This window comes from Pseudomonas sp. R3-41 (genome assembly GCF_054161485.1).
This window is the reverse complement of sequence record NZ_CP096421.1, coordinates 332,650-357,198: the sequence shown is the minus strand read 5'-3', so window position 1 is coordinate 357,198 and position 24,549 is coordinate 332,650. Positions and strand designations below refer to the sequence as shown.

At 62.7% G+C, this 24,549-nt stretch carries 25 protein-coding genes and 1 pseudogene; 12 read left to right on the top strand and 14 right to left on the bottom strand.

Annotated elements, in window-relative coordinates; genetic code table 11:
* Window positions 1-144: 144 nt before the first annotated feature.
* The 5 genes and pseudogenes from M1D99_RS01545 to M1D99_RS01525 form a co-directional block, all read right to left on the bottom strand.
* Window positions 145-1,377: a heme biosynthesis HemY N-terminal domain-containing protein gene (locus M1D99_RS01545; RefSeq protein ID WP_458131311.1), complete on the bottom strand. Its 1,233-nt coding sequence runs from the start codon at window positions 1,375-1,377 to the stop codon at window positions 145-147.
* Window positions 1,374-2,507, bottom strand: a complete 1,134-nt coding sequence (locus M1D99_RS01540) for a uroporphyrinogen-III C-methyltransferase (RefSeq protein WP_458132178.1) — start codon at window positions 2,505-2,507, stop codon at window positions 1,374-1,376. The genes M1D99_RS01545 and M1D99_RS01540 overlap by 4 nt, the downstream gene beginning before the upstream one ends.
* A 36-nt stretch (window positions 2,508-2,543) precedes the next feature.
* A pseudogene (locus M1D99_RS01535) lies at window positions 2,544-3,290 on the bottom strand (uroporphyrinogen-III synthase); the annotation flags it as partial.
* Complete coding sequence (gene hemC, locus M1D99_RS01530; RefSeq protein ID WP_411385931.1) at window positions 3,287-4,228, bottom strand: hydroxymethylbilane synthase; 942 nt, start codon at window positions 4,226-4,228, stop codon at window positions 3,287-3,289. The gene hemC and the pseudogene M1D99_RS01535, both read right to left, overlap by 4 nt.
* A gap of 137 nt (window positions 4,229-4,365) precedes the next feature.
* Window positions 4,366-5,112 carry a LytR/AlgR family response regulator transcription factor gene (locus tag M1D99_RS01525; protein ID WP_060740100.1) on the bottom strand — a complete coding sequence of 249 codons (747 nt, stop codon included), beginning with the start codon at window positions 5,110-5,112 and terminating at the stop codon, window positions 4,366-4,368.
* 462 nt (window positions 5,113-5,574) lie between these two features.
* Here M1D99_RS01525 and argH point away from each other — a divergent pair, with 462 nt between their 5' ends.
* Entirely contained in the window at window positions 5,575-6,969 is a 1,395-nt protein-coding gene (gene argH, locus M1D99_RS01520; RefSeq protein WP_434573622.1) for an argininosuccinate lyase, read from the top strand.
* A gap of 135 nt (window positions 6,970-7,104) precedes the next feature.
* On the opposite strand, the gene M1D99_RS01515 is transcribed toward argH, so the two are convergent.
* The gene (locus tag M1D99_RS01515; protein WP_458131310.1) at window positions 7,105-7,764 is read right to left on the bottom strand and encodes a glutathione S-transferase family protein; all 660 of its coding nucleotides are present in this window, start codon (window positions 7,762-7,764) and stop codon (window positions 7,105-7,107) included.
* A 124-nt stretch (window positions 7,765-7,888) separates the two neighbouring features.
* On the opposite strand from M1D99_RS01515, the gene M1D99_RS01510 reads away from it, so the two are divergent.
* The 3 genes from M1D99_RS01510 (at window position 7,889) to M1D99_RS01500 (ending at window position 11,660) form a co-directional block, all read left to right on the top strand.
* Complete coding sequence (locus tag M1D99_RS01510; protein ID WP_434573620.1) at window positions 7,889-8,173, top strand: hypothetical protein; 285 nt, start codon at window positions 7,889-7,891, stop codon at window positions 8,171-8,173.
* A 233-nt stretch (window positions 8,174-8,406) separates the two neighbouring features.
* On the top strand, window positions 8,407-8,652 hold the full coding sequence (locus M1D99_RS01505) for a TIGR02647 family protein (RefSeq protein WP_157711860.1): 246 nt from the start codon (window positions 8,407-8,409) through the stop codon (window positions 8,650-8,652).
* A 167-nt stretch (window positions 8,653-8,819) separates the two neighbouring features.
* Complete coding sequence (locus tag M1D99_RS01500; RefSeq protein ID WP_458131309.1) at window positions 8,820-11,660, top strand: class I adenylate cyclase; 2,841 nt, start codon at window positions 8,820-8,822, stop codon at window positions 11,658-11,660.
* 13 nt (window positions 11,661-11,673) lie between these two features.
* On the opposite strand, the gene rnk is transcribed toward M1D99_RS01500, so the two are convergent.
* From rnk to cyaY, 3 genes are all read right to left on the bottom strand, one after another.
* Window positions 11,674-12,084: a nucleoside diphosphate kinase regulator gene (rnk, locus tag M1D99_RS01495; RefSeq protein WP_186706858.1), complete on the bottom strand. Its 411-nt coding sequence runs from the start codon at window positions 12,082-12,084 to the stop codon at window positions 11,674-11,676.
* A 285-nt stretch (window positions 12,085-12,369) separates the two neighbouring features.
* Entirely contained in the window at window positions 12,370-12,588 is a 219-nt protein-coding gene (locus tag M1D99_RS01490; protein ID WP_207963785.1) for a DUF1289 domain-containing protein, read from the bottom strand.
* Between the two features lie 4 nt (window positions 12,589-12,592).
* A complete protein-coding gene (gene cyaY / locus M1D99_RS01485; protein WP_250964771.1) occupies window positions 12,593-12,925 on the bottom strand; it encodes an iron donor protein CyaY in 333 nt (110 codons plus the stop codon).
* Window positions 12,926-13,109: 184 nt separating this feature from the next.
* Here cyaY and lptM point away from each other — a divergent pair, with 184 nt between their 5' ends.
* The 6 genes from lptM to M1D99_RS01455 are packed head-to-tail and all read left to right on the top strand — an operon-like array spanning window position 13,110 to window position 17,720.
* A complete protein-coding gene (lptM, locus tag M1D99_RS01480; protein WP_018605419.1) occupies window positions 13,110-13,289 on the top strand; it encodes an LPS translocon maturation chaperone LptM in 180 nt (59 codons plus the stop codon).
* Window positions 13,290-13,298: 9 nt separating this feature from the next.
* Window positions 13,299-14,546 (top strand): diaminopimelate decarboxylase, encoded by a 1,248-nt coding sequence (lysA, locus tag M1D99_RS01475; protein ID WP_186730152.1) that lies wholly within the window; start codon window positions 13,299-13,301, stop codon window positions 14,544-14,546.
* Between the two features lie 4 nt (window positions 14,547-14,550).
* Complete coding sequence (dapF, locus tag M1D99_RS01470) at window positions 14,551-15,381, top strand: diaminopimelate epimerase (protein ID WP_434573615.1); 831 nt, start codon at window positions 14,551-14,553, stop codon at window positions 15,379-15,381.
* 13 nt (window positions 15,382-15,394) lie between these two features.
* Complete coding sequence (locus tag M1D99_RS01465; RefSeq protein WP_053126501.1) at window positions 15,395-16,117, top strand: DUF484 family protein; 723 nt, start codon at window positions 15,395-15,397, stop codon at window positions 16,115-16,117.
* A gap of 2 nt (window positions 16,118-16,119) precedes the next feature.
* The gene (gene xerC / locus M1D99_RS01460; RefSeq protein WP_186706862.1) at window positions 16,120-17,019 is read left to right on the top strand and encodes a tyrosine recombinase XerC; all 900 of its coding nucleotides are present in this window, start codon (window positions 16,120-16,122) and stop codon (window positions 17,017-17,019) included.
* Window positions 17,016-17,720, top strand: coding sequence for an HAD family hydrolase (locus M1D99_RS01455; protein WP_186730150.1), 705 nt, complete (start codon window positions 17,016-17,018; stop codon window positions 17,718-17,720). The genes xerC and M1D99_RS01455 overlap by 4 nt, the downstream gene beginning before the upstream one ends.
* A 347-nt stretch (window positions 17,721-18,067) precedes the next feature.
* Here M1D99_RS01455 and sutA read toward each other — a convergent pair whose 3' ends face one another.
* The 4 genes from sutA to glnK form a co-directional block, all read right to left on the bottom strand.
* Window positions 18,068-18,391 (bottom strand): transcriptional regulator SutA, encoded by a 324-nt coding sequence (gene sutA / locus M1D99_RS01450; protein WP_072406034.1) that lies wholly within the window; start codon window positions 18,389-18,391, stop codon window positions 18,068-18,070.
* Between the two features lie 102 nt (window positions 18,392-18,493).
* The gene (locus tag M1D99_RS01445; RefSeq protein ID WP_186706864.1) at window positions 18,494-18,919 is read right to left on the bottom strand and encodes a secondary thiamine-phosphate synthase enzyme YjbQ; all 426 of its coding nucleotides are present in this window, start codon (window positions 18,917-18,919) and stop codon (window positions 18,494-18,496) included.
* A gap of 213 nt (window positions 18,920-19,132) precedes the next feature.
* Window positions 19,133-20,467: an ammonium transporter gene (locus tag M1D99_RS01440; protein WP_186706865.1), complete on the bottom strand. Its 1,335-nt coding sequence runs from the start codon at window positions 20,465-20,467 to the stop codon at window positions 19,133-19,135.
* A 33-nt stretch (window positions 20,468-20,500) separates the two neighbouring features.
* Complete coding sequence (gene glnK / locus M1D99_RS01435; protein ID WP_002555808.1) at window positions 20,501-20,839, bottom strand: P-II family nitrogen regulator; 339 nt, start codon at window positions 20,837-20,839, stop codon at window positions 20,501-20,503.
* Window positions 20,840-21,252: 413 nt separating this feature from the next.
* Here glnK and M1D99_RS01430 point away from each other — a divergent pair, with 413 nt between their 5' ends.
* A complete protein-coding gene (locus M1D99_RS01430; protein ID WP_053126510.1) occupies window positions 21,253-21,513 on the top strand; it encodes an accessory factor UbiK family protein in 261 nt (86 codons plus the stop codon).
* A gap of 53 nt (window positions 21,514-21,566) precedes the next feature.
* Here the strand turns inward: M1D99_RS01430 and M1D99_RS01425 are convergent, their stop codons facing one another.
* Window positions 21,567-22,808: a sensor histidine kinase gene (locus M1D99_RS01425; protein ID WP_458131308.1), complete on the bottom strand. Its 1,242-nt coding sequence runs from the start codon at window positions 22,806-22,808 to the stop codon at window positions 21,567-21,569.
* Window positions 22,809-23,053: 245 nt separating this feature from the next.
* On the opposite strand from M1D99_RS01425, the gene M1D99_RS01420 reads away from it, so the two are divergent.
* Window positions 23,054-24,547 carry a YifB family Mg chelatase-like AAA ATPase gene (locus M1D99_RS01420; RefSeq protein ID WP_186706870.1) on the top strand — a complete coding sequence of 498 codons (1,494 nt, stop codon included), beginning with the start codon at window positions 23,054-23,056 and terminating at the stop codon, window positions 24,545-24,547.
* The last annotated feature ends 2 nt before the right edge of the window (window positions 24,548-24,549 follow it).

Sequence of the window (24,549 nt, the reverse complement as noted above, 5' to 3'; positions counted from 1 at the left end):
CAAAGCCATTCAACACGGTGCGTCAGGAAAACAGTGAGCAGGTTTTTTACGACTGCTGCGCAGCCGAGCGGGAGCAAGCTCCCTCGCCACAATGGTTCATACCCTTTTCAAGAATGAGTCATACCCCTCTCAAGTGGACAACACCTAAGCCGGAACCGGCAGCGGCGCAGCCAGCAGGCGCTCATCCAGCAACCCCAACCCCTCTTGGAACAACTGGTTGCTGCGCTCGGCATCCCCCAGTTGCGCCAGCAGGCGCGCCAGTTCGGCGCAGGCTTCGGGATTGCGCTGGGCCCGCAAACTGCTTTCCAGGTAATCCCGCGCCTTGCCCCACAAGCTGTTCTGCAGGCACAGGCGCCCCAGGGTCAGCAACAGGCTTGGATCGGCCGGGTGGTCCTTGAGCCAGCCCTCGGCCGTTTGCAGTTGGCGGATCGGATCGTTGCCACGAACCAGCCCATATAGACGCGCCAGGTGGCTGTCGTAGCGACGCTTGAGCGCGCCGCGCAGCACCTCTTCGGCTTCGACCTGAGCGTCCAACTGACGCAGTTGCTCGGCATAGGCCAATACCAACGCCGGTTCCTGGCGCTGTGCGGAGGTCAGCTGTTGCCAGGCCCGATTGAGCGACTGCAAACCGACACTGCCGTCCTCTTCACGGTGGGCCGCCAGGGTGAGGTTTTCGCCCCAGGCACGCCGTTCCAGTTCAGCCAATTCAGCCGGCGGCAGGACTTTATCCTTGCGCAACTCCGGCAACAGCCGGATCACCGCCGACCAGTCGCCGCGCTGCTGATGCAGTCGCTGCAATTGGCGCAGGGCCTGGACGTTATGGGGATGACGCTCATGCATGGCCTGCAGCGTGCTCAATGCGCCGTCCGTGTCGCCCCGGTCCGTCTGCAGTTGCGCGTGCGTCAGGGCAATGGCCAGTTCCGCCTGGGGCTGACGCTCCAGGGCGCGCTCCAGCAAACTGTCGCTCTGTTCGTAAAGCCCCTGTTCATTAGCCGCGCGGGCAGCCCCCAGGTAATACAGCAGCGGTTGGCGCTCGGCTTCGGCGGCACGGTGCAGGTGGCGCTGGGCACTGGCCCAGCGACCTTCGGCCAGGTCCAACTGGCCGTGTTCGATCGCCACTTGCACCCGACGGCTGCGGTTGCGCCGCGACCACGGGTTGACTACGCCGCTGGACGTGGTCACCAGCCCGACCAGGAATCTCAGGCCTCGCCAAAGCAGCCAGAGCACCGCCACTAGCGCCAGGGTGACCCACAGGCCGGCTTCATAACGGAAGTTCTTGTACGCCACCAGCACGTAACCCGAATGCTCGGCAATCGCCACGCCCAGCAAGCCGGCGGCGGCGATGACCACGAACAGAATCACGTAGAGACGTTTCATGGCGTGGCCTCCTGCGCGCCAGGCGCGGGCAGCGGCTTGACCGATTCCTCGGCATTGAGGTTGCGGCGCTCAAGGTAGGCCTGGACGCTGCTCAGCGTGCCGGTCAGGTCCGGGGTGACCACCGTCACCGGTTGCTTGGCCAGCTCACCCACGCGCTCGAGCATGACTTTGCTTTGCGGGTTGTCCTGGTTGAAGTTGTTCTTCAACACATCCCGCGCCTCGGTCAGCGCCTGGGTGTAGACCGGCGCCTGGCCGTTGAGGGCGGCCCATTGCGCCTGCTCCAGCGCCAGGCTCAGGGCCAGGCGCACTTGCACGAGGCTCTGCCCGGCCAGCAACGGACGAACGTTCTCGTCCGCGTTGAAATCGATGCGGATATAGCGCGAGATCTGATCCCACCACTGCGCCCACCGACTGGCTCCATCGCCGTCGGCGGTCAGGCCCAGCAGCGATTCGCCGCGATCCTTGTACTCCGGTGCCAGTTCGGTCAGTTGCAGCACCTGGTCACGCAAGGCACCCAATTGCAGGAACAGCCCGGTGCGATCCGGTTGTTCGGTGCTGCGCAGCGCAGCGAGGGTCTTGGCCAATTGCTCGCGGGCGGCGAACGAACCAGGGTCGTTCTGCTCCCGCAGGATTTCGTCAGCGCCCTGGACCAGCGCCTGGGCACTGTTGATGTCTTGCAGGGCGGAAAGACGCAGGCTGGCCAGGCGCAACAGGTGCTCGGCCTCTGCCAGGCGCCAGTCCTTGCGGCTGGCACCGAGCACGGTTTCCAGGCGCTGATTCAAGTGTTGCTGGTCACTCTGCAACTGGGCCACCAGGCGCCGCCGCTCTTCCAACTCTTCAGCCGGGGGCAATTGCGCCAGGCGCTCGCTCAGGCGTTGCTCGTTGAGCTTGAGGGCCTGGGCCTGGTCGTTCAGCGCCTGGACCTGGGCGGACTGCTGCTGGTTATTGGTTTGCAGGTGACGCACCTGCCATACGCCCCAACCGCCAACGGCTACGCCGGCAGCGCCGAGCAACAGTGCAACAACGGCCAGCCCGTTGCCACGACGCGGCGCTACGGGAGGCGGGGTTTCAACCGGCGCATCGATCGCCGGCTGGTCCAGATCTTCTTTTGGCAAGGCTGTTTCGCTCACGTATCCATCCTTTGCATTAGAAAACGGCACGGAGTGTTCCCGTAACGCCGCCAGCAAAGCCGCGGCATCGGCGCCACGGCAACCCACAACTGTTCGGGCCCCGGCGGCACGCGCCATCTCGGCCACCCTTGGGCTTGGCACAAACAACGGTAAGCGCGCCAGGGCCGGCCACGCATCGCCGGCCAGCCGCTGCAAATGCTCGAAGCCCTGCCCACTGCTGACCATCAGGGCGTTCAAGCGTTCCGCTTCGACTAATGCCTGCAATGCCCCTTCGCCATGACTGGGCAAGTGGCGTCGGTACAATTCCAGGTAATCGACACTAGCACCTTGCTCACGCAAACGCTCTGCCAGCAAGCCGCGGCCGCCTTCGCCCCGCACGATCAAGACCTTGGGGTCGGGCCGCGATACAGCCTGGCGCAAGACCAAGTGTTCCAGCAAGGCTTCGCTGTCATCGCCGTGATCGGGATAAAACACGGTGAGGCCGGCATCGGCGAGGATCTGTCCGGTGGCCGCGCCCACGCTGAACCAGGGTTGATCCGGAGGCCGGGGCCAGTATTGGCGCAGCAGCTCGACGCACAGGCGTGCGGCCGGTTTGCTGACCACGATCACGGCAGCGTATTGATCCAGCGCCTGGAATATCGCGCGACCGGCATCGGACAGCGGGACCGGCTCGATCTCCAGCAACGGCAAGCTGCTGCTGTAGACCCCCGCTTCGGCCAGAACCGCCGCCAGCGCCGACGACTCGTCCGCCGGCCGGGTGAGCAACAGCCGCCAACCCGTCACGCGTGGCCGGCCTCGCCGTAGACCGCCTTGAGGATGTCGGCGGCGCCTTGGCTCAGCAGGTCTTCAGCCACGCGTACACCCAGCGCCTCGGCATCGTGGCGCGGCGCCCGCGCCTGGGCGCTAAGCAGTCGGCCGCCGTTGGGATCCCCCACCAGACCGCGCAACCAGACCTGCTCACCCTCCAGCACGGCGTAACAGGCGATTGGCACCTGGCAACCGCCATTGAGATGTTTGTTCAGCGCGCGCTCGGCGAACACCCGCGTGGCGGTGTCTGCATGATGCAGCGGCGCCAGCAGGGCATGGATGTCGCTGTCGGCGCTACGGCACTCGATGCCCACCGCCCCTTGCCCGCCGGCCGGCAGGCTGTCATCGACGCTGATGGCCGAGGTGATGCGGTCTTCGAAGCCCAGGCGGATCAAGCCGGCGGCGGCGAGGATGATGGCGTCGTATTCGCCGGCATCGAGCTTGGCCAGGCGTGTGTTGACGTTGCCACGCAGGAAACGGATTTGCAGGTCCGGGCGCCGCGTCAGCAATTGTGCCTGGCGACGCAGGCTGGACGTGCCGACCACGCTCCCGGCAGGCAGCGCCTCAAGGCTGGAAAACGTGTTGGAGACGAACGCATCGCGGGGGTCTTCTCGCTCGCAGATGCAAAACAGGCCCAGGCCTTCGGGGAAGTCCATGGGCACGTCTTTCATCGAGTGCACGGCGATGTCGGCTTCGTTGTCCAGCAACGCAGTTTCCAGCTCCTTGACGAACAGGCCCTTGCCGCCAATCTTCGACAGCGGCGAATCCAGCAGCTTGTCACCGCGACTGACCATGGGCACCAGGGTCACGCTCAGCCCGGGATGGGCCGCTTCCAGGCGGGCTTTGACGTATTCGGCCTGCCAGAGGGCCAAGGCACTTTTACGGGTGGCGATGCGGATCTCGCGAGGGGACATGGATCAATCCGTACTTAAAAGATACGGCAGATAATAACAGCTCAGCCAAAACCGCTTTGATTTGAATCACGACCTCAAGGCCTCCCTGGCCGCCAGATCCCCGAAATGAAACGCTTTGAACGCCTTGGACCGCCCGGCTAAAGCTGCTGCATCATCTTGCGCACGCCGGCCACATGCCGTCGGCTGACAATCAGCGCGTCGCCATTGAGGCCCTTGAGGAACAGTTGGAAATGCCCAAGGGGGGTGCGCTGCAAACGCTCGATGCGCTCGCGGGCCACGAGGGCGTTGCGATGGATACGCACGAAGCGTTCGCCGAACTCGTCCTCAAGGGCCTTGAGGGGTTCGTCCAGCAACACCTCGCCACTCTCATGACGCAAGGTCACGTACTTGTGGTCGGCAATGAAATAGACCACCTGGTTCAAGGGGATCAACTCGATGCCTTTGCGGGTGCGCGCACTGATGTGGCTGCGTGGGCCACTGCCGCTTTCGGCGGCCGGGCGGGTCAGCGCCGCCAGTTGCACGCGGTTGGGCCGCTCGGCCTTGCGCAAGGCTTCGAGCAACGCCTCGGACGCCACGGGCTTGACCAGATAGCCCACGGCACCGGCCTGCAACACCTCGGGTGGGAAGTCGTCCCGGGTGGTACAGAACACCACGGCGGGCGGCGATTCTCGTTCACACAACTTCGCCGCCACTTGCAGGCCGTCCAGGCCAGGCATGCGAATGTCGAGCAGCACGATATCCGGCTTGTGGCTGTCGATAAGGGCCAATGCCTCGTCGCCATTGGTGGCGCTCGGCTCCAGGACACTGTAACCCTCGAGTTCGCCAACCATTCGGCTCAGGCGCTCGCGGGCCAGTGGTTCGTCATCAACGATCAGGACATTCATATTGCGCTGGATTCCTGCGTGAGTCTCGCACAAGGATAGCGTAGACAGGGGAAGTGACATCCGTCACCGCGATCCACGCTAAGACTCGTTCGAGGGCCAAAAAGTGCCGCGAGGCGGTTGTCTATCTTTACCAGCGCTTGCCGACCGATGCCCGAGGCCCGTTGTCGCACGGCGTCGCCGTAGGGATTGTTAACTGTCGATCTGACCAATATGAGCTCCCCCTTCTTCTATTTTTCCGGTGCGCCATGGATGGAAAAAGCAAAAGTCCTACCGTCCACTGTAGACGGTTGCCACGACGATATTGCTCAATCGAAAAATATCGTTGTGCGAAAACCTTCTTGGATCCCAAGGCCCGATCGGAAAAACCTTCCGACCAGTGCCAGCGCCAGTCCCGGCAACCCTGCTATCATCCGCCGCAGCCTTTAACCGCTACTTTCTCCACAGCCGATCACGAGCGAATTCATGAGCACTGACAAGACCAATCAGTCCTGGGGCGGCCGCTTCAGTGAACCCGTCGACGCCTTCGTCGCCCGCTTCACCGCCTCCGTCAATTTTGACCAGCGCCTGTATCGCCACGACATCATGGGTTCGATCGCCCACGCCACCATGCTGGCCAAGGTCGGCGTGCTCACCGATGCCGAGCGCGACAGCATCATCGACGGCCTGAAGACCATCGAAACTGAAATCGAGGCCGGCCAGTTCGACTGGCGCGTCGACCTTGAAGACGTGCACATGAATATCGAAGCACGCCTGACCGACCGCATCGGCGTGACCGGCAAGAAACTGCACACCGGCCGCAGCCGCAACGACCAGGTCGCCACTGACATCCGCTTGTGGCTGCGGGATGAAATCGACCTGATCCTGGGCGAAATCACGCGCTTGCAAAAAGGCCTGCTGGAGCAAGCCGAGCGCGAGGCCGAGAGCATCATGCCGGGCTTCACGCACCTGCAGACCGCCCAACCTGTAACGTTTGGGCATCACATGCTGGCCTGGTTCGAAATGCTCAGCCGCGACTACGAGCGCCTGGTGGACTGCCGCAAGCGCACCAACCGCATGCCCCTGGGCAGCGCCGCGCTGGCCGGCACCACGTACCCGATCGATCGTGAATACACTGCGCAGTTGCTGGGCTTCGACGCCGTCGGCGGCAACTCTCTGGATAATGTCTCGGACCGCGATTTCGCCATCGAATTCTGCGCCGCCGCAAGCATTGCGATGATGCACCTGTCGCGTTTCTCCGAAGAGCTGGTGCTGTGGACCAGCGCGCAGTTCCAATTCATCGATTTGCCCGACCGCTTCTGCACCGGCAGCTCGATCATGCCGCAAAAGAAAAACCCCGACGTGCCGGAACTGGTGCGCGGCAAGAGTGGCCGGGTGTTCGGCGCACTGATGGGCCTGCTGACCCTGATGAAAGGCCAGCCGCTGGCCTACAACAAGGACAACCAGGAAGACAAGGAACCGCTGTTCGACGCCGCCGATACCTTGCGCGATTCGCTGCGGGCCTTCGCCGACATGATCCCGGCCATCAAGCCCAAGCACGCGGTGATGCGCGAAGCGGCCCTGCGCGGCTTCTCCACTGCCACCGACCTGGCCGATTACCTGGTACGCCGCGGCCTGCCGTTCCGCGATTGCCATGAGATTGTCGGCCATGCCGTGAAATACGGCGTAGACAGTGGCAAGGACCTCGCAGAAATGAGCCTGGACGAACTGCGCCAGTTCAGTGATCAGATCGAGCAGGACGTGTTTGCCGTGCTGACCCTGGAAGGCTCGGTCAATGCCCGCGACCACATCGGCGGCACCGCGCCGGCGCAGGTCAAGGCAGCCGTGGTGCGTGGCCAGGCGCTGCTCGCCAGCCGCTAAAAAGCTAAAAAGCTTCGCGAGCAAGCCCGCTCCCACATGGGATCTCCAGTGGACCCAAAATCTTGGTGAATATGGAGATCCCATGTGGGAGCGGGCTTGCTCGCGAAGGCGTCCTTTAAGAAGGCGCCACAAAACTCACTTCTTGGCGGCAATCCTCGCCAAAAACGCCGGCATCTTTGCCTCCCTGTCCGCCGCGATCCGCTGCACGTTCGGGTTCTCCCCCAACCGCTCCATCAGTGCCTTGGCCGCCGGCATGTCCGCCAGCAGATCCATATCGAAGACCTTCTTGCCCACCTGCAAAGCCAGCGAAAGGCTGTAGTAGAAATACAGGTCGGCAATGCTCAGGCTGTCGCCCGCCACGTAGGGCGAGAACTTGCCGTGTCGACCGAGCGAGGCGAACCCCAGCAGCAATTCGGCCTTGGATTTTTCCTTGATGGCCTCGGCCACCTGCATACCGAAGAACGCCTCGCCATAGCAGGCCCGTCCGGGCAGCTCGATGTACAACTCGATTTCCCGGCACAAGGCCAACACCTGGGCGCGCTCGAACGGGTCGGCTGGCAGCAAGGCTTTACCCGGCTGGGTCTGCTCGAGGTATTCGAGGATGACGCTGGTCTCGTTGATAAAACCCTGTTCGGTCTTGAGCACCGGCACCTTGCCGCGCGGGCTGATGGCCAGGGCTTCCGGGGTCTGGGCGCCGAAGAACTGGACCTCTTCGAAGGGCAGGCCCTTCTCCAGCAGCGCCAGCTTGACCATGTTGTAATAATTACTGACGGAGAAACCATAAAGCTTGAGCATTACAAAGCCTCCAGGCCGTGCGGGGTGGGCAGCCTTGCGTTATAGACCGTCGAGGCGTTTCCTGCCAGGCGCATCACGACGCTGAATGCAGGTAAACTGGCGGCCTTTCCTACAGGAGCCTGCCATGAGCGAGCCAACCGATATCGACAACGAAGAAGAAGCGTTCGTCGAGAACACGCTGATCGAGGCGATTGAAAACCAGATCGAGAGTGACAACCCGCCAGCGGCCAAGGCCGTTTTCAATAAATTGACCCTGGTGGGTTATGAGCGCGAAGAAATCCTCAACTTGATGGCCCATGTGCTCGCGGTGGAAATCGACGCGATCCTGGAAGAGGACCGCCCGTTCAATACCGAGTGGTACGAAGCCGCCTTGCGTGCCCTCCCCGAGTTGCCGCCGGAAAAAAACTGAACCGCTCTTGTGAAAACTGGACCGCTCTTGTGGCGAGGGAGCTTGCTCCCGCTCGGCTGCGCAGCAGTCGTCAAGCTATTGGGGCCGCTTCGCGTCCCAGCGGGAGCAAGCTCCCTCGCCACAAAAGAATCGCTTTAAACAAAAAAAGCATGACACTGACACTGGACAGCTCGGCCGAGTGCGCTCACCTTAGTGACGCTGTCGACCAAATTCCTAGAAAGTCTGGAGTCCTTATGTCGCTTACCCCTGAGTTGGTTGCCGAACTGGAAATCCTCGCACTCTTCAACCTGGACAGTTCCCAGGAAGGCCTGAAAATTCATCAGACCGCTGCCCCTAAAGCGATTGCCGCTGCCCAACGCCTGTTCGAAAAAGAGCTGATCGATCAACCCGATGGTGGCTACCTGACCAGCCTTGGGCGTGATGCCGCGCAGAATGTACAAACGGTCCTGACTATTCTCAGCGTTCAAGAAACCGCCTGATCCCCCTGCCGCCCACGGAAATCTCCTCTACGGGATTTCCGCCGGCGCACTGGCGCCCTGCGTAAAAAACCAACCTCAAAATCCTGTTTTCAGCTTAAGTATTCCCAAGACCGGGCGCTAACCTGCCATCACCCCACGTTCGACGCCGCGAGCCGGTTTGAGCCGACATGACCCGCAACCACGAAATACGCCCCGATCTGGACGAAGGAATCGACCGCAAGGTGCTGAGCCAGTTGCGCGCACGTTTCCTCAAGCTCAACACCGTGCGGATGGAGCGCGCCCTCGAAGGCCTGTCGCCGCGCCAGCAAGGCGTGCTGACGTTGCTGCCGCTGTTCTTCCACGTCAACCATCCGCTGCTGCCCGGCTACGTCTCCGGCAGCACGCCTGCCGGACTGTCGAACTACGAGCCTGACGCCGACGTCCTTGCCGAAGCCCAGCGGCTGACCCGTTCGTTTTCCTACAAGCCTCGGCACGGCGGCAACCCGCCTCGCCCGATCCTGGGCCTGTTCCTGATGGGCAGCCTCGGCACCCTGGCCCAGGCCGATCAGAGCGACATGGACGTGTGGGTCTGCCACGGGCCGGACCTGAGCGACGATGAGCTGGCCGAGCTGCGCAAGAAATGCCAGTTGCTGGAGATATGGGCCGCGACCCAGGGCGCCGAAGCGCACTTTTTCCTGATCGACCCGGCGCGTTTTGTGCGGGGCGAGCGGGACAACCAGCTCAGTTCCGACGATTGCGGCACCACCCAGCACTACCTGTTGCTCGACGAGTTCTACCGCACCGCGATCTGGCTGGCCGGGCGCACACCGATCTGGTGGCTGGTGCCGGTCTATGAAGAAGAGAACTACGAGCAATACACCCATACGCTGATGTCCAAGCGTTTCATTCGTGCGGATGAAACCCTGGACCTTGGGCATCTGGCCTACATCCCGCCAGGCGAATTCGTCGGTGCCGGGCTCTGGCAACTGTTCAAGGGCATCGAATCGCCCTATAAGTCCGTGCTCAAGCTGCTGCTGACCGAAGTCTATGCCAGCGAACACCCGAACGTGCGCTGCCTGAGCCTGCGTTTCAAGCAGGCGGTGTTTGCCAATCGCCTGGACCTGGAAGAGCTGGACCCATACATGCTGGTTTACCGCCGCATCGAGGAATACCTCAATGCCCGTGGCGAACCCGAACGCCTGGAGCTGATCCGCCGCGCGCTGTACTTGAAGGTCAATCGCAAACTCACCGGCCAGGCGCGCAGCAATGGCTGGCAACGGGTACTGCTTGAGCGACTGGCCCGGGAGTGGGGCTGGGACCAGCGTCAGTTGGCCTTGCTGGACAGCCGCAGCCAGTGGAAAGTCCGCCAGGTCAGCCACGAGCGGCGCGCCCTGGTCAACGAACTCACCCACAGCTACCGCTTCCTGACCCAGTTCGCCCGCACCGAGAAAACCGTCAGCCTGATCAACAAGCGCGATCTCAACGTGCTGGGCCGGCGGTTGTACGCCGCCTTCGAGCGCAAGGCCGACAAGGTCGAGTTCATCAACCCCGGCATCGCGCCGGACCTGGCCGAAGACACCTTGACCCTGGTCCAGTCGCCCAACAAGAAAGAACCCGGGCAGAACCAGTGGGGCCTGTACAACGGCAGCCTCAACGCCCTGGAGTGGGAGAACTTCGCGCCGATCAAGCGCTGCCGGGAGTTGCTGGAACTGCTGACCTGGTGTCATCGCAACGGCGTGATCGACAGCAGCACGCGCCTGGCGCTACACCCAGGTAGCAGCGACCTGAGCGAGTTCGAACTGTTCAACCTGCTGGGAAGCCTGCAGCAATCCATCGCCCTGCCCCTGGTTACGGTGGACGAAGCGCAGTTGTTGCGGGCCAGCGTGCCCAGCGAAGTGTTGATCCTGGTGAACGTCGGCGTCGACCCGCTCAAGCACCACCGCGACTTGAACATTCTGATGACCACCGAGCGTACCGATTCCCTGAGCTATGCCGGGGTCCGGGAAAACCTGGTGCTGACCCTCGACCAAGTCACGCTCAATAGTTGGAATGAGGTGCTGGTCAACCGTTTCGACGGCGAACACGCCCTGCTCGATTGCCTGCGCGACTATCTCAACGACCTGCCCGTCACCCAGCGCCAGCCGCGCTTGCAGGTGCGCTGCTTCTGCCACAACCGCGCCCAGTTCATTGCGCGGCGCGTCGAGGACGTCATCGAAACAGCCCAGACCCTGTTATTGAGCAGGCTCAATTACCGTTACCTGCTTCAGGTCCAGCAGCACTATCACGTGCTGGAATTGGTGCCCGGCCAGGTCAATCACGTAGCCCTGGGCAGCTTGTCGGCGCTGATGGATTACCTGGGCGAAGAACTGACGGCCTACAGCCCCTTGCACCTGGACCCGATGGCGCTGGAAGACCATGACCTGGCGCTGATCCTGCCCATGGGGCAGCCCGAGTGCATCCAGGTGTTCTACCGGACCAACGAGGACGAGGCCGACCTGTACGTGCTCGATGAATTCAACGCGCTGTGGCAACAACACGTGCCGTATCACGACGAACAAAGCCTGCTGGTGCCGCTGCAGCGCTTTGTGCAATCGGTGCTGTACCGCCGCGACGCCTTGCTGCCGCTGGATGCCGCCCAGCCGCTAAGCCTGGAAACCCTGTACTACCAATTGCTGCCTTCGGGTGGCCGGGCACGACGGATCGAAGCGCGGCAAGCCCCGCAGATGCCGGTCAACAAACCGTTCTATGACGTGCAGGCGATCATCGGCAAAGCGGCGCACGGGCAGGTGCACGTCACCTTGTACTGCGATCAACAGGAGTTTTCCGAACTGGAGCATGGCGACCAGCTGTTCCGCGTGGTCGCCAGGGAGATCGTCGAACAGCGCCGCGAAGCCCAGCGCTATCGCTGCTACATCACCGACCTGGACCTCTCGGGACTGGTGGGCGACGGTGCCTGCTCAACAAACTTGTACCTGCGCTACAAGGCCGACCTGGAACGCGCCCTGAACGAGGCGCTGGCCCTGGCCTGATGCGCCCGGGCACTCAGAGCTGAAAATCACCGCCGGCTTCGGGCTGGTATTCGACGTCCAGCAAGGTCAGCTTCAGCGTCTTGCCGCCCGGGGCCGGCCAGTCGATGTGCTGGCCGACCTTCAGGCCCAGCAAGGCACTGCCCACCGGCGCCAGGATCGAGATCCGGCCTTCGTCGGCCTTGGCGTCCTGTGGATAAACCAAGGTCAGGTGATAGTCCTTGCCGCTGCTTTCTTCGCGGCAGTGCACGCGCGAGTTCATGGTCACGACATCGGCAGGCACTTCTTCGTGGCCCACCACGTTCTCGGCGCGATCCAGTTCAGTTTGCAACGCAATCACGCCCGGCAGCGTTTCATCAAGACTGTCGATCAGGCGTTCCAGACGCTGTACGTCCAGGCGGGTAAGGGTGATGGAAGGTGCGGTCATGATCCAGGCAGACTCCTTTCTTCTGCACAAAAAAAGCAAAACCCCGCCACAAAAAGGCGGGGTTTTCACGGGCCTCGATAAGTTGAGGCGTAGCCGGACACTACCACAGCTCAATAAATAAACAACCCGGGCAGGATTTGCCCTGCCCATGGACACCACCGAACCCTTGTGGCGAGGGAGCTTGCTCCCGCTGGGTTGCGAAGCGACCCCAAAAAACTGCGACTGCTGCGCAGCCGAGCGGGAGCAAGCTCCCTCGCCACAAAAAGCCTGGCCATCAGGTGTTGGCTACTTCAAGAGTCTGCGCTTGAGCGCCTCGGCACAAATGACCCGCCGGCGCTCGTCATCGGCTGAGCGCCATTCGCGGATATCTTCCACATGGCGCAAACATCCGAGGCAGACCTTGCGTTCATCCAACTTGCACACGCCGGTACATGGCGACGGTACGGCGGGGCTGACGTTGCTGTAGAGCGGCTTGGGTGGCCGTGGCGGGGCGGTCTGGCTCACGCCGTCACAGGCCTTCGAAATCGAGTTCCACGCCAGCCTGCTGCTTGACGATGCGCTCGAGCATCTCGCCCAGTTGCTCTTCGCTCTTGTCGCACATCCAGCGTTCGCTTTCTTCGTCATAGTCGAAATGAAAGCCGCCGGAGACCGCTGCCAGCCACAACTGCCGCAACGGCTCCTGGCGACTGAAGATCAGTTGGCTGCCGTTTTCGAACTTGACGGTGAGGACACCGGCGGAGATTTCCAGGTCGATGTCCAGGTCACTGTCATCGAACACATCCTCCAGCGTTTGCTGGGTCGCATCGACCAGATCGTGAAAACGGGCTTCAGTCAAACTCATTGCGGCAACCTCGAAAATGTCTGCTCATGCTCAAGCGCCGCAAGATACGGACGCTTCCCGGCGATTGCAAAGGATATACCGACTGACGACCCCAGTGCCGCCGGACGGGCGCCCCGTTGCATAGGCAAGCTGACGGGTGGCCGGTATACTCCGGCGCAATTAACGCATTTTCAAGGATTTCGCCATGAAGCGCCTGATCTCTTCCCTTGCTGCGCTCGTCGCGGTTGCCTGCCTCGTGACAGCTTGTGGTCAAAAGGGTCCGCTGTACCTGCCTGATGACAGCAAGTCTCCCGAAGAACAAGCAGAACAGGCCAAGTCGTCGCAATCCAAGTCACACTCGCACGACACCCACACCACTTACTAAGGGAACGCCATGGACGCTTTTAACTACCGTGGCGGGGAGCTGTTCGCGGAAGGGGTTGCCCTGTCCGCGATCGCCGAGCGTTTCGGCACGCCGACCTACGTCTATTCCCGTGCCCACATCGAAGCGCAATATCGGACATTCGCCGATGCCCTCGAAGGCATGCCGCACCTGGTGTGCTTCGCTGTAAAAGCCAACTCGAACCTGGGCGTGCTCAACGTCCTCGCACGCCTGGGCGCCGGTTTCGACATCGTCTCCGGTGGCGAGCTCGAGCGTGTGCTGGCCGCGGGCGGCAGCGCCGACAAGATCGTCTTCTCCGGCGTCGGCAAGACCCGCGAAGACATGCGCCGCGCCCTGGAAGTCGGCGTGCACTGCTTCAACATTGAATCCACCGATGAGCTCGAGCGCCTGCAAGTCGTCGCCGCCGAGCTGGGCGTCCGCGCGCCGGTTTCCCTGCGCGTGAACCCGGACGTCGACGCCGGCACCCACCCGTACATTTCCACCGGCCTGAAGGAAAACAAGTTCGGCATCGCCATTGCCGACGCCGAGGATGTGTACGTGCGCGCCGCCCAACTGCCGAACCTGGAAGTGCTGGGCGTCGATTGCCACATCGGCTCGCAGCTGACCACCCTCGAACCGTTCATCGATGCCCTCGACCGCCTGCTGGCGCTGGTCGACCGCCTCGGCGACTGCGGCATCTACCTGCGTCACATCGACCTGGGTGGCGGTGTCGGCGTGCGCTATCGCGATGAAGAGCCGCCGCTGGTGGCCGACTACATCAAGGCCGTGCGTGAACGCCTCGACGGTCGCGACCTGGCGCTGATGTTCGAGCCCGGCCGCTACATCGTGGCCAATGCCGGCGTGCTGCTGACCCAGGTCGAATACCTCAAGCACACCGAGCACAAGGATTTCGCCATCGTTGATGCGGCCATGAACGACCTGATCCGCCCGGCGCTGTACCAGGCGTGGATGGACGTCACCGCCGTGCGCCCTCGCGACACCGCGGCCCGCCCCTACGACATCGTCGGGCCGATCTGCGAAACCGGTGATTTCCTGGCAAAAGGCCGGGAGCTGGCGCTGGAAGAAGGCGACTTGCTGGCCGTGCATTCGGCCGGTGCCTACGGGTTTGTCATGAGTTCCAACTACAACACCCGCGGCCGCTGCGCCGAGGTGCTGGTGGACGGTGATCAGGCATTCGAAGTGCGTCGCCGCGAGACGGTAGCCGAGTTGTTTGCCGGCGAAAGCCTGCTGCCGGAGTAAAACCATGCTGCTGCGTTTTACCAAGATGCACGGCCTGGGCAATGACTTCATGGTCCTCGACCTGGTCAGCCAGCACGCGCACATCCAGCCCAAGCATGCCAAGCAATGGGGCGACCGCCACACCGGCATCGGGTTCGACCAGTTGCTGATCGTCGAGGCGCCGAACAACCCGGACGTGGATTTTCGCTATCGGATCTTCAACGCCGACGGTTCGGAAGTGGAGCAATGCGGCAACGGCGCGCGCTGCTTCGCCCGTTTCGTGCTGGACAAGCGCCTGACCGCCAAGCGGCAGATCCGCGTCGAGACCAAGAGCGGCATCATCGAGCTCGATGTGCGCAGCGACGGCCAGATCGGCGTCAATATGGGCGCTCCGCGCCTGGTGCCCGCGGACATCCCGTTCCAGGCGCCGGCCCAGGCCTTGAGCTATCAGGTGGACGTCGATGGCACCCCGGTGGAGCTGGCGGCGGTCTCCATGGGCAACCCCCATGCCGTGCTGCGCGTGACCGACATCAACAGTGCCCCGGTGCATGAACTGGGGCCGAAAATCGAACACCATTCGCGCTTTCCGGCGCGGGTGAATGTCGGTTTCCTGCAAGTCATCGACCGCCACCGCGCACAATTGCGCGTCTGGGAACGCGGCGCCGGGGAAACCCAGGCCTGCGGGACCGGCGCCTGTGCCGCCGCCGTCGCTGCGATCAGCCAGGGGTGGATGGATTCGCCATTGTTGATCGACCTGCCCGGCGGGCGCCTGTCCATCGAATGGGCAGGCCCTGGCCAGCCGGTGATGATGACCGGCCCGGCAGTGCGCGTATACGAAGGACAAGTTCGTCTTTGAGTGAGCCAAACCCATGACCGATCAGCCACAGGTTCCAGCCCCACAGCCCGACGAATCCCCCAGTCTTCCAGAAACCGCGGCCGTGGCTGCTTACCTGGAGGCTCATCCGGACTTCTTCGTCGAGCATGAAGAACTGCTTGCGACGATGCGCATCCCCCACCGGCGCGGCGATACCGTGTCGCTGGTGGAGCACCAGATGAAAATCCTGCGCGAGCGCAACATCGAAATGCGCCATCGGCTGTCGCACCTGATGGACGTGGCCCGGGACAACGACCGGCTCTTCGACAAGACCCGTCGGCTGATCCTGGCCCTGATGGACGCCAGCACCCTTGAAGACCTGGTCATGAGCGTCGAAGACAGCCTGCGCCAGGATTTCCAGGTGCCCTTCGTCAGCCTGATCCTGTTCGGCGACAACGCCATGCCGGTGGGCCGCTGGGTGACCCACGCCGAAGCGCAGACGGCCATTGGCGGCCTGCTCACGGAAGACAAAAGCGTCAGCGGCAGCCTGCGCGAGCATGAGCTGGATTTCCTGTTTGGCGAAGAACAACGCAAGCAGATCGGCTCCACTGCCGTCGTCGCCATCGCCCACCAGGGCGTGCACGGCGTGCTGGCCATCGCCAGCCGCGATCCGCAGCACTACAAGAGTTCGGTGGGCACGCTGTTCCTGAGCTACATCGCCGAAGTCACCGGCCGGGTGCTGCCAAGGGTCGCCGGCTCGCTGCGCCCGGTACGCTGATCATGGAACGGCAACTGGACGCCTACTGCGAACACCTGCGCAGTGAGCGCCAGGTGTCGCCCCACACGTTATCGGCCTATCGCCGCGACCTGGAAAAAGTGCTGGGCTGGTGCCAGAAGCAGAACATCGGCAGTTGGTCGGCCCTGGACATCCAGCGCTTGCGCAGCCTGATCGCCCGCCTGCATCAACAAGGCCAATCCTCCCGCAGCCTGGCGCGCCTGTTATCGGCGGTGCGTGGCCTGTATCACTACCTCAATCGCGAAGGCCTGTGCGATCACGATCCGGCCACCGGCCTGGCGCCGCCCAAGGGCGAACGCCGGCTGCCGAAGACCCTCGACACCGACCGCGCCCTGCAATTGCTTGAAGGCGCCGTCGAGGATGATTTCCTGGCCCGGCGCGACCAGGCGATTCTCGAGCTGTTCTATTCTTCCGGCCTGCGGCTTTCAGAGCTGACGGGGCTCAACCTGGATCAACTGGACCTGGCCGATGGCATGGTCCAGGTACTCGGCAAGGGCAGCAAGACCCGCCTGCTGCCCGTCGGCCGCAAGGCCCGTGAAGCCCTGGAGCAGTGGCTTCCCCTGCGAGCACTGGCCAACCCTGCCGACGACGCGGTATTCGTCAGCCAACGCGGTCGGCGCCTCGGCCCGCGGGCGATCCAGTTGCGGGTCAAGGCCGCCGGCGAACGCGAGCTGGGGCAGAACCTGCACCCGCACATGCTCAGGCATTCCTTCGCCAGCCACCTGCTGGAATCCTCCCAGGACCTGCGCGCCGTGCAAGAGCTGCTGGGTCACTCGGACATCAAGACCACACAGATCTACACCCATTTGGATTTCCAGCACCTGGCAACGGTCTATGACAGTGCCCACCCCAGGGCCAAACGCATCAAGGGCGACGAATCATGACCATCGAGCTCATCACTTTCGACCTGGACGACACCTTGTGGGACACCGCCCCGGTGATCGCCAGCGCCGAAGCCGTACTCCGCCAATGGCTGACCGACAACGCGCCCGACCTGGGCGATTTCCCGGTGGAGCGCCTGTGGGCGATCCGCACGCAAGTGCTCAGCGAAGAGCCGAACCTCAAGCACCGCATCAGTGCACTGCGCCGGCGAGTGCTGTTCCGGGCGCTGCAAGACGCCGGTTATGATCAGTGGCGAGCCTCGGAGTTGGCAGACCAGGGATTCGAGGCATTCCTCCATGCCCGGCATCAACTGGAGGTCTTCCCCGACGTCGAGCCAACCCTGGAAATCCTCGCCAACCAGTTCGCCCTTGGCGTCGTCACCAACGGCAACGCCGATGTGCGTCGCCTCGGGCTGGCCGACTACTTCAAGTTTGCCCTGTGCGCCGAAGACATCGGCATCGCCAAGCCAGACGCCCGGCTGTTCCACGAAGCCCTGCAGCGCGGTGGTGCAACGGCGCAGACGGCCGTGCATATCGGCGATCACCCGGGCGACGACATCGCCGGCGCCCAACAGGCCGGCCTGCGCGCGGTGTGGTTCAACCCGACGGGCAAGGCCTGGGATGCCGCGCACGCGCCCGACGCGGAAATTCGCAGCCTGACCGAACTGCCGGGGTTATTGGCAGGGTGGCATAGCCAGCCCTGACCCCCTGCTTCGCAGCGCCTCAAATCCCTATGTGGGAGCGAGCTTGCTCGCGAAGACGGCCCCCATCCGCCGCCTGAGCCTCAAACCGATCCGTGGCGAGGGAGCTTGCTCCCGCTGGCCTGCGAAGCGGGCCCCGGCGTATTTCCAGGCAGACCACTTCGACCGGTTTAGCGACTGCTGCGCAGCCGAGCGGGAGCAAGCTCCCTCACCACCGGATTGGGTTGTCTGGGCTGAAGTCATCGCGAGCAAGCTCGCTCCCACCCTGGAACTGCGGTGCACCGAAGCTCTGCGCCCATGAAAAAGCCCGCAGCGACGGCGGGCTTTTTCAGCAAGCAAGAAGCAGACACTCAGATAGGGCGGCTGCCGTACTTGTTGTCTGGCTTCTTGGGCGGATCAGCGACCACGTTGGCCTCCACTTCCTGCACTTTACCGCCCCTGGCCAGGAATTCCTCCATGGCCTTGGCGAGCGCATCACGCTCCTTGTTCTTGGCCTCTACGCTCGGCAATTCGTCGACCGACACAGCCGCCTTGGCCTTGCCTTTGGCGGTAGGAGCCGGAACGTCGGCGCCATCGTCTTCGGCAACGTCTTCCGCCGCCACTTCAAGGCCTTCTTCGGTCTCGTCTTCGTCGCCTACTTCGAGGTCGTCGTTTTCCAGATCATCGTCGCTCATGTTCTACCTCATGACTTGCGAAAAGCAGATTAGTTATAGCCCAGCTTCGCCATCTGTTCGAAGGCTGCCAGAAAAAATTCAACATCCGCCGGCAATCAGCGGTTATGCCTCTTCACCGTACAAGGTGGCGAGGACTTTACGAGCACCGCCGTGATCACGGTGCTCGCCCAGATAAACACCTTGCCAGGTTCCCAACGCCAGCCTTCCTGCCGTAACCGGCAGGCTGAGCTGGCAACCGAGCACGCTGGCCTTGAAGTGCGCCGGGAGGTCGTCCAGGCCTTCGTCGTTGTGCTCATAACCGGCGGCTCCTTGTGGGATCAGCCGATTGAAAAATCGTTCGAAGTCTCGACGTACCGCCGGATCGGCGTTCTCGTTGATGGTCAACGAGGCCGAGGTATGCTGCAGCCACAGATGCAACAGACCAACACGACACGCCTTGAGTTCAGGCAGGCCGGCCAGCAACTCGTCCGTCACCAGATGAAAGCCCCGGGGCCTTGCCCGCAGGGTTATCAGCGTCTGTTGCCACATACAGATCTCCGCACGTTCGGCGCGCATTCTAGCGCGCTCTGGGAAAAAACAAAGGCCCTAATATTCTTGCTTCGATGTAAGCCTTTGGCGGTATAAAAACCCATGTCGCATCCACAACAAAAGGCGTCGGAAAAACCGCCGCATCCTGTGAGCAATGACAAATTCCAGGCAAAAAAATGCCCGGCGAACCGGGCATTTTTTATGGGCGCGTATTTACAGGTTGTAGCCACGCTCGTTGTGCTGAGCCAGGTCCAGGCCCACGGCTTCTTCTTCCTCGGTGACACGCAGACCCATGACGGCATCCAGCACCTTGAGGATGATGAAGGTGACGATCCCGGTGTAGACCACCGTGAAACCCACGCCTTTGAATTGAATCCACACTTGCGCGCCGATGTCGGTCACGGTGCCGAAGCCACCCAGTGCCGGAGCGGCGAACACACCGGTCAGGATCGCGCCGAGGATACCGCCGATGCCGTGTACGCCGAAGGCGTCCAGGGAATCGTCATAACCGAGCTTGCGCTTGAGGGTGGTAGCGCAGAAGAAGCACACCACGCCCGCCGCCAGGCCGATGACCAAGGCGCCCATCGGGCCCACGGTACCGGCAGCCGGGGTAATTGCAACCAGACCGGCCACCACGCCCGAGGCAATGCCCAGTGCGCTTGGCTTGCCGTGGGTGATCCACTCGGCAAACATCCAGCCCAGCGCCGCCGCAGCGGTCGCGATCTGGGTCACCAGCATCGCCATGCCGGCGGTGCCGTTGGCGGCGACAGCAGAACCGGCGTTGAAGCCGAACCAGCCGACCCACAGCATGGCCGCGCCCATCAGGGTGTAACCCAGGTTGTGCGGCGCCATTGGGGTAGTCGGGAAGCCTTTGCGCTTGCCCAATACCAGGCACGCCACCAGACCTGCGATACCGGCGTTGATGTGCACCACGGTGCCGCCAGCGAAGTCCAGCACGCCCCAGTCCCACATCAGGCCGCCGTTGCCGGACCAGACCATGTGCGCAATCGGTGCATACACCAGGGTGAACCACACGCCCATGAAGATCAGCATGGCGGAGAACTTCATCCGCTCGGCAAATGCGCCGACGATCAGGGCCGGGGTGATGATGGCGAAGGTCATCTGGAAAGTGATGAACACCGCTTCAGGGAACAGCGCCGCCGGACCGGTGATGCTCGCCGGCGTGACGCCCGCCAGGAACGCCTTGCCCAGGCCACCGACGAAGGAGTTGAAATTGACGACGCCCTGCTCCATGCCGGTGGTGTCGAACGCGATGCTGTAGCCATAGATGACCCACAGGACGCTGATCAGACCGGTAATGGCAAAGCACTGCATCATCACGGAAAGAAGGTTTTTCGACCGGACCATGCCACCGTAGAACAGTGCCAGGCCGGGAATGGTCATGAACAGTACAAGAATAGTGGCCGTGAGCATCCAGGCGGTGTCGCCGGAGTTCAGGACAGGGGCTGCCGCTTCTTCTGCCATGGCCAGGCCAGGCATTGCGAAGGACAACAGGGCTCCTAGCCCTGCGAATTTACGCAGAGTCATATTGTTTTCTCCTGGGGCGTTGGGTTTGGCGGCTTAGATGGCGTCGGTATCGGTTTCGCCGGTACGGATGCGGATAGCCTGTTCCAGATTGACCACAAAGATCTTCCCGTCACCGATCTTGCCGGTGTTGGCGGCCTTGGTGATTGCCTCGATCACCCGGTCAAGATCCTTGTCGTCAATGGCGACATCGATCTTCACCTTGGGCAGGAAATCGACCACGTATTCCGCGCCGCGATACAGCTCGGTGTGGCCCTTCTGCCGACCGAAGCCCTTGACCTCAGTAACGGTAATGCCCTGCACGCCGATCTCGGACAACGACTCGCGCACGTCGTCCAACTTGAACGGCTTGATGATGGCAGTGACTAGCTTCATGAAACTTTCTCCCGAATTGGTGGACTTGCCCCAGGAAAACAAACCCGACTCAAGTCTAAGCGCAGTGCCTGGCTTTGTAACGCGTCGTCGGCCCAAGTTGCCCGACAGGTGCCAGTTAACCGATCCTGACGAAACTCCCCGTTCCGCCTGCTGCACTGCATTCGTCACAGCGACTGCATCAGTGCATGGGTCATCAGCCTCTAAGCAGAAACCTTGCCATCTGCACCCAAACCCTCTGATTTCAATCTCTTGGCCACCTGCTCGACGTGCACTGCGGCATGAACCGCAACGTTACGCACAACAACAGTGCAGCAACGCCCGGCGCAATGCGCGAAAAGCGTGCATCTGGCTTGCGAATTGACTATAGACACTGCGTGGTACACTGCCCGCCATCGTTTCCAGGACACCTGCACATGCTTGCGCCCAAAGACCTCCTCGACGCCCTGAGCGGCCACGCCTCCCGCCTCTTGAGTGGTGACACGCCGCTGCCCAAAAGCGAAATCGAAAGCCAGTTCAAGGCCCTGCTGCAAAGCGGCTTCAGTAAGCTGGACCTGGTCAGCCGGGAAGAATTCGACAGCCAGATGGTCGTGCTGGCCCGGACCCGGGCACGGCTCGAAAGCCTGGAGGCCAAGGTCGCGGAGCTGGAAGCGCGACTGGCTCCGGCACAGGAATAAGCAGCCCCTGCGGGCCACTCAACCCCTCGCAACATGTTGAGATGGGTCCGGGGTCAGTGCCGCGGCAGCTCCAGGATAAACAGCGCGCCGCAGCCCGGCCCGGCGCTCTGCACGGTCAGATCGCCGCCCATTTCGTGCGCAGCCAGGATGCAGCTGTGCAGGCCAAAACCATGGCCGTCGACACGCGTGCTGAAGCCGTGCTCGAACACCCGCGCCAGATTGTCCTGCGCGATCCCCTCGCCGTTGTCCTCGATCTCGACCCGGACGCGCCCCTCGTCAACGATCTTCAGGCGCAAGACGATCTGCGGCGGCCGGTTCGTACCTGCGTCCAGCGCCTGCTTGGCGTTGTTGATCAGATTGACCAGGATCTGCAGCACTCGGTGCTTATCCAACGGCATTTGCGGGGTATCGCTGAATTCCTTGATCAGCGTGATGTGGTGGCGGGCCAGGGACACATCGCAAATGCGCACGACATCCTCTACCAACTCTTGCAGCGAGCCCGGCTCCAAGACACTGGCATTGCCAGCGTAGGATTGCTGGGTGGCGACGATTTCCTTGATGTGGTCGATTCGGCGGGTCAACTGCGCCAATTCGGCGATCATGCCCTGCTGCTCGACGGCCAGCGCATCGGCCAGCTTGTCGAGATAATCGGGTAGCGCGCGCCCTTTCGGATCGCTGCTGATGAAGTCACCGAGGTCATCGGGATGCTCCTTCATCAACTGAGCGACCTTGGCCACCCCTGGTCCCTTGGAGGTGTGCACCTTCTCGTAGAGGACCTGGGCTGACACGTTGACGCTATTGAGCACATTGCCCACGTTGTGCAATACGTTGGTGGCGATCTCCGCCATGCCGGCCCGGCGTGCGGTGGTCACCAGTTCGGCCTGTGCCTCGCGCAACTCGTCGTTGACCTTGGCCAATTGTCGCGGACTGGGAATCTTCAGGGCCGCCGGCACCAGCCGGACCAGCAGGATGGCGGTAATCACCGAGGCAATCGCGGTGATTACCTTGACCAGCGCCATCAGCCAGTAATAAGGCTGCCAGATGGTCAGGATCTCCATCACATGGCTGGTCCCGCAGGCCAGGATAAACACGCCAAAGGCCGCCAGCATCCAATCGAACGGCACGTCCTTGCGCTTGTGGATAAAGTACAGGAGCGTGAAGGGGATGGTGACGTAGGACAGGGCGATCAAGCCATCGGCGATCACATTGGTCCACAGCAGATCCGGCCGCCACATGTAGCAGTGCCCATGGGGCATGAAGCGCTTGTCGGTTAACAGAGCCAGCAGATCGTTCATGGCCACTTCCTCCCTGTGCCGTTGATACCGCCAAGTGCCGACTGGGCAAAACGGAGTCTAGGCCGGTCCCGGGCATTGCGCTTGAGCGGGTTAAGGATGGCCTGCGCTGAACCGTATCGATTGTCACTGGCTGTCGAAACATCCTGCCAAATTTTCGCCCCTCAATTGCCGCGCCCAAATTCATCCCCACGACTAACCTTCAGGAGCCGCAGGACGCGGCGCCCCATCCACTCAAGGAACGATTCATGTCGCTTGCCATTGTCCACAGCCGCGCCCAAGTAGGGGTCGAGGCGCCTGCCGTTACCGTTGAAGTCCACCTGGCCAATGGCTTGCCGTCGCTGACGATGGTTGGCCTGCCGGAAGCGGCGGTCAAGGAAAGCAAGGATCGGGTGCGCAGCGCGATCATCAACTCGGGGCTGAATTTTCCGGCGCGGCGCATCACCCTGAACCTGGCGCCGGCGGACCTGCCAAAAGACGGCGGCCGCTTCGACCTGGCCATTGCCCTGGGCATCCTCTCGGCCAGCGTGCAGGTGCCGACCCTGACCTTGGACGACGTGGAATGCCTCGGTGAACTGGCCTTGTCTGGCGCAGTACGCCCGGTGCGCGGGGTATTGCCCGCGGCGCTGGCGGCGCGCAAGGCCGGGCGCATGCTGGTGGTGCCACGGGCCAATGCCGAGGAAGCCTGCCTGGCCTCGGGGCTGAAGGTGATCGCCGTGGACCATCTGCTGGAAGCGGTGGCGCACTTCAACGGTCACACGCCGGTCGAGCCGTTCGTTTCCAATGGGCTGCTTTCGGCCAGCAAACCTTACCCCGACCTGAATGAAGTACAAGGCCAGGCCGCGGCCAAGCGGGCGTTGCTGATTGCCGCGGCGGGGGCTCACAACCTGCTGTTCAGCGGGCCACCGGGCACTGGCAAGACCCTGTTGGCGAGCCGTTTGCCCGGGCTGCTGCCGCCACTGGCCGAGAGCGAAGCCCTGGAGGTCGCAGCCATTCAGTCGGTGGCCAGTTGCGTGCCGTTGAGCCATTGGCCGCAACGTCCGTTTCGCCAGCCACACCACTCGGCTTCCGGCCCAGCGCTGGTCGGTGGCGGGTCAAAACCGCAGCCAGGGGAGATCACCCTCGCCCACCATGGCGTGCTGTTTCTGGATGAATTGCCGGAATTCGACCGCAAGGTGTTGGAGGTCTTGAGAGAACCGCTGGAGTCCGGGCACATCGTGGTGTCTCGCGCCCGTGACCGGGTGCGCTTCCCGGCGCGCTTCCAGTTGGTGGCGGCGATGAATCCCTGCCCCTGTGGATATCTTGGCGAACCCAGTGGCCGCTGTGCCTGTACACCGGACATGGTGCAGCGCTACCGCAACAAACTCTCCGGCCCGCTGCTGGACCGCATCGACCTGCACCTGACCGTCGCCCGGGAAGCCACGGCCTTGAACCCCAAGCGCGAACCCGGGGACGATACGGCCACGGTCGCCGAGCGCGTCGCCGAAGCCCGGGAGCGCCAGCAGGAACGCCAGGGCTGCGCCAATGCCTTCCTCGATCTGCCGGGGTTGCGCCGGCATTGCAAGTTATCCACAACCGATGAAACCTGGCTGGAAACCGCCTGCGAGCGGCTGACGCTGTCGCTGCGCGCCGCCCATCGCTTGCTCAAGGTCGCCCGGACATTGGCGGACCTGGAGCAAGCGGGGAGCATTCGCCGCGAGCACCTGGCCGAAGCGTTGCAGTACCGGCCGGCTACGGCTTGAAC

Bases quoted from the DNA above. Each gene is read 5' to 3' on its own strand.
- lptM (WP_018605419.1), top strand. From the start codon at position 13,110: ATGAAGCGCCTGATCTCTTCCCTTGCTGCGCTCGTCGCGGTTGCCTGC.
- xerC (WP_186706862.1), top strand. From the start codon at position 16,120: ATGGAACGGCAACTGGACGCCTACTGCGAACACCTGCGCAGTGAGCGC.
- dapF (WP_434573615.1), top strand. From the start codon at position 14,551: ATGCTGCTGCGTTTTACCAAGATGCACGGCCTGGGCAATGACTTCATG.
- hemC (WP_411385931.1), bottom strand. From the start codon at position 4,228: ATGTCCCCTCGCGAGATCCGCATCGCCACCCGTAAAAGTGCCTTGGCC.
- M1D99_RS01440 (WP_186706865.1), bottom strand. From the start codon at position 20,467: ATGACTCTGCGTAAATTCGCAGGGCTAGGAGCCCTGTTGTCCTTCGCA.
- argH (WP_434573622.1), top strand. From the start codon at position 5,575: ATGAGCACTGACAAGACCAATCAGTCCTGGGGCGGCCGCTTCAGTGAA.
- M1D99_RS01445 (WP_186706864.1), bottom strand. From the start codon at position 18,919: ATGTGGCAACAGACGCTGATAACCCTGCGGGCAAGGCCCCGGGGCTTT.
- M1D99_RS01420 (WP_186706870.1), top strand. From the start codon at position 23,054: ATGTCGCTTGCCATTGTCCACAGCCGCGCCCAAGTAGGGGTCGAGGCG.
- M1D99_RS01525 (WP_060740100.1), bottom strand. From the start codon at position 5,112: ATGAATGTCCTGATCGTTGATGACGAACCACTGGCCCGCGAGCGCCTG.
- M1D99_RS01510 (WP_434573620.1), top strand. From the start codon at position 7,889: ATGAGCGAGCCAACCGATATCGACAACGAAGAAGAAGCGTTCGTCGAG.
- M1D99_RS01505 (WP_157711860.1), top strand. From the start codon at position 8,407: ATGTCGCTTACCCCTGAGTTGGTTGCCGAACTGGAAATCCTCGCACTC.
- cyaY (WP_250964771.1), bottom strand. From the start codon at position 12,925: ATGAGTTTGACTGAAGCCCGTTTTCACGATCTGGTCGATGCGACCCAG.
- M1D99_RS01430 (WP_053126510.1), top strand. From the start codon at position 21,253: ATGCTTGCGCCCAAAGACCTCCTCGACGCCCTGAGCGGCCACGCCTCC.
- M1D99_RS01455 (WP_186730150.1), top strand. From the start codon at position 17,016: ATGACCATCGAGCTCATCACTTTCGACCTGGACGACACCTTGTGGGAC.
- lysA (WP_186730152.1), top strand. From the start codon at position 13,299: ATGGACGCTTTTAACTACCGTGGCGGGGAGCTGTTCGCGGAAGGGGTT.
- M1D99_RS01465 (WP_053126501.1), top strand. From the start codon at position 15,395: ATGACCGATCAGCCACAGGTTCCAGCCCCACAGCCCGACGAATCCCCC.
- M1D99_RS01425 (WP_458131308.1), bottom strand. From the start codon at position 22,808: ATGAACGATCTGCTGGCTCTGTTAACCGACAAGCGCTTCATGCCCCAT.
- sutA (WP_072406034.1), bottom strand. From the start codon at position 18,391: ATGAGCGACGATGATCTGGAAAACGACGACCTCGAAGTAGGCGACGAA.
- M1D99_RS01545 (WP_458131311.1), bottom strand. From the start codon at position 1,377: ATGAAACGTCTCTACGTGATTCTGTTCGTGGTCATCGCCGCCGCCGGC.
- glnK (WP_002555808.1), bottom strand. From the start codon at position 20,839: ATGAAGCTAGTCACTGCCATCATCAAGCCGTTCAAGTTGGACGACGTG.
- rnk (WP_186706858.1), bottom strand. From the start codon at position 12,084: ATGACCGCACCTTCCATCACCCTTACCCGCCTGGACGTACAGCGTCTG.
- M1D99_RS01500 (WP_458131309.1), top strand. From the start codon at position 8,820: ATGACCCGCAACCACGAAATACGCCCCGATCTGGACGAAGGAATCGAC.
- M1D99_RS01515 (WP_458131310.1), bottom strand. From the start codon at position 7,764: ATGCTCAAGCTTTATGGTTTCTCCGTCAGTAATTATTACAACATGGTC.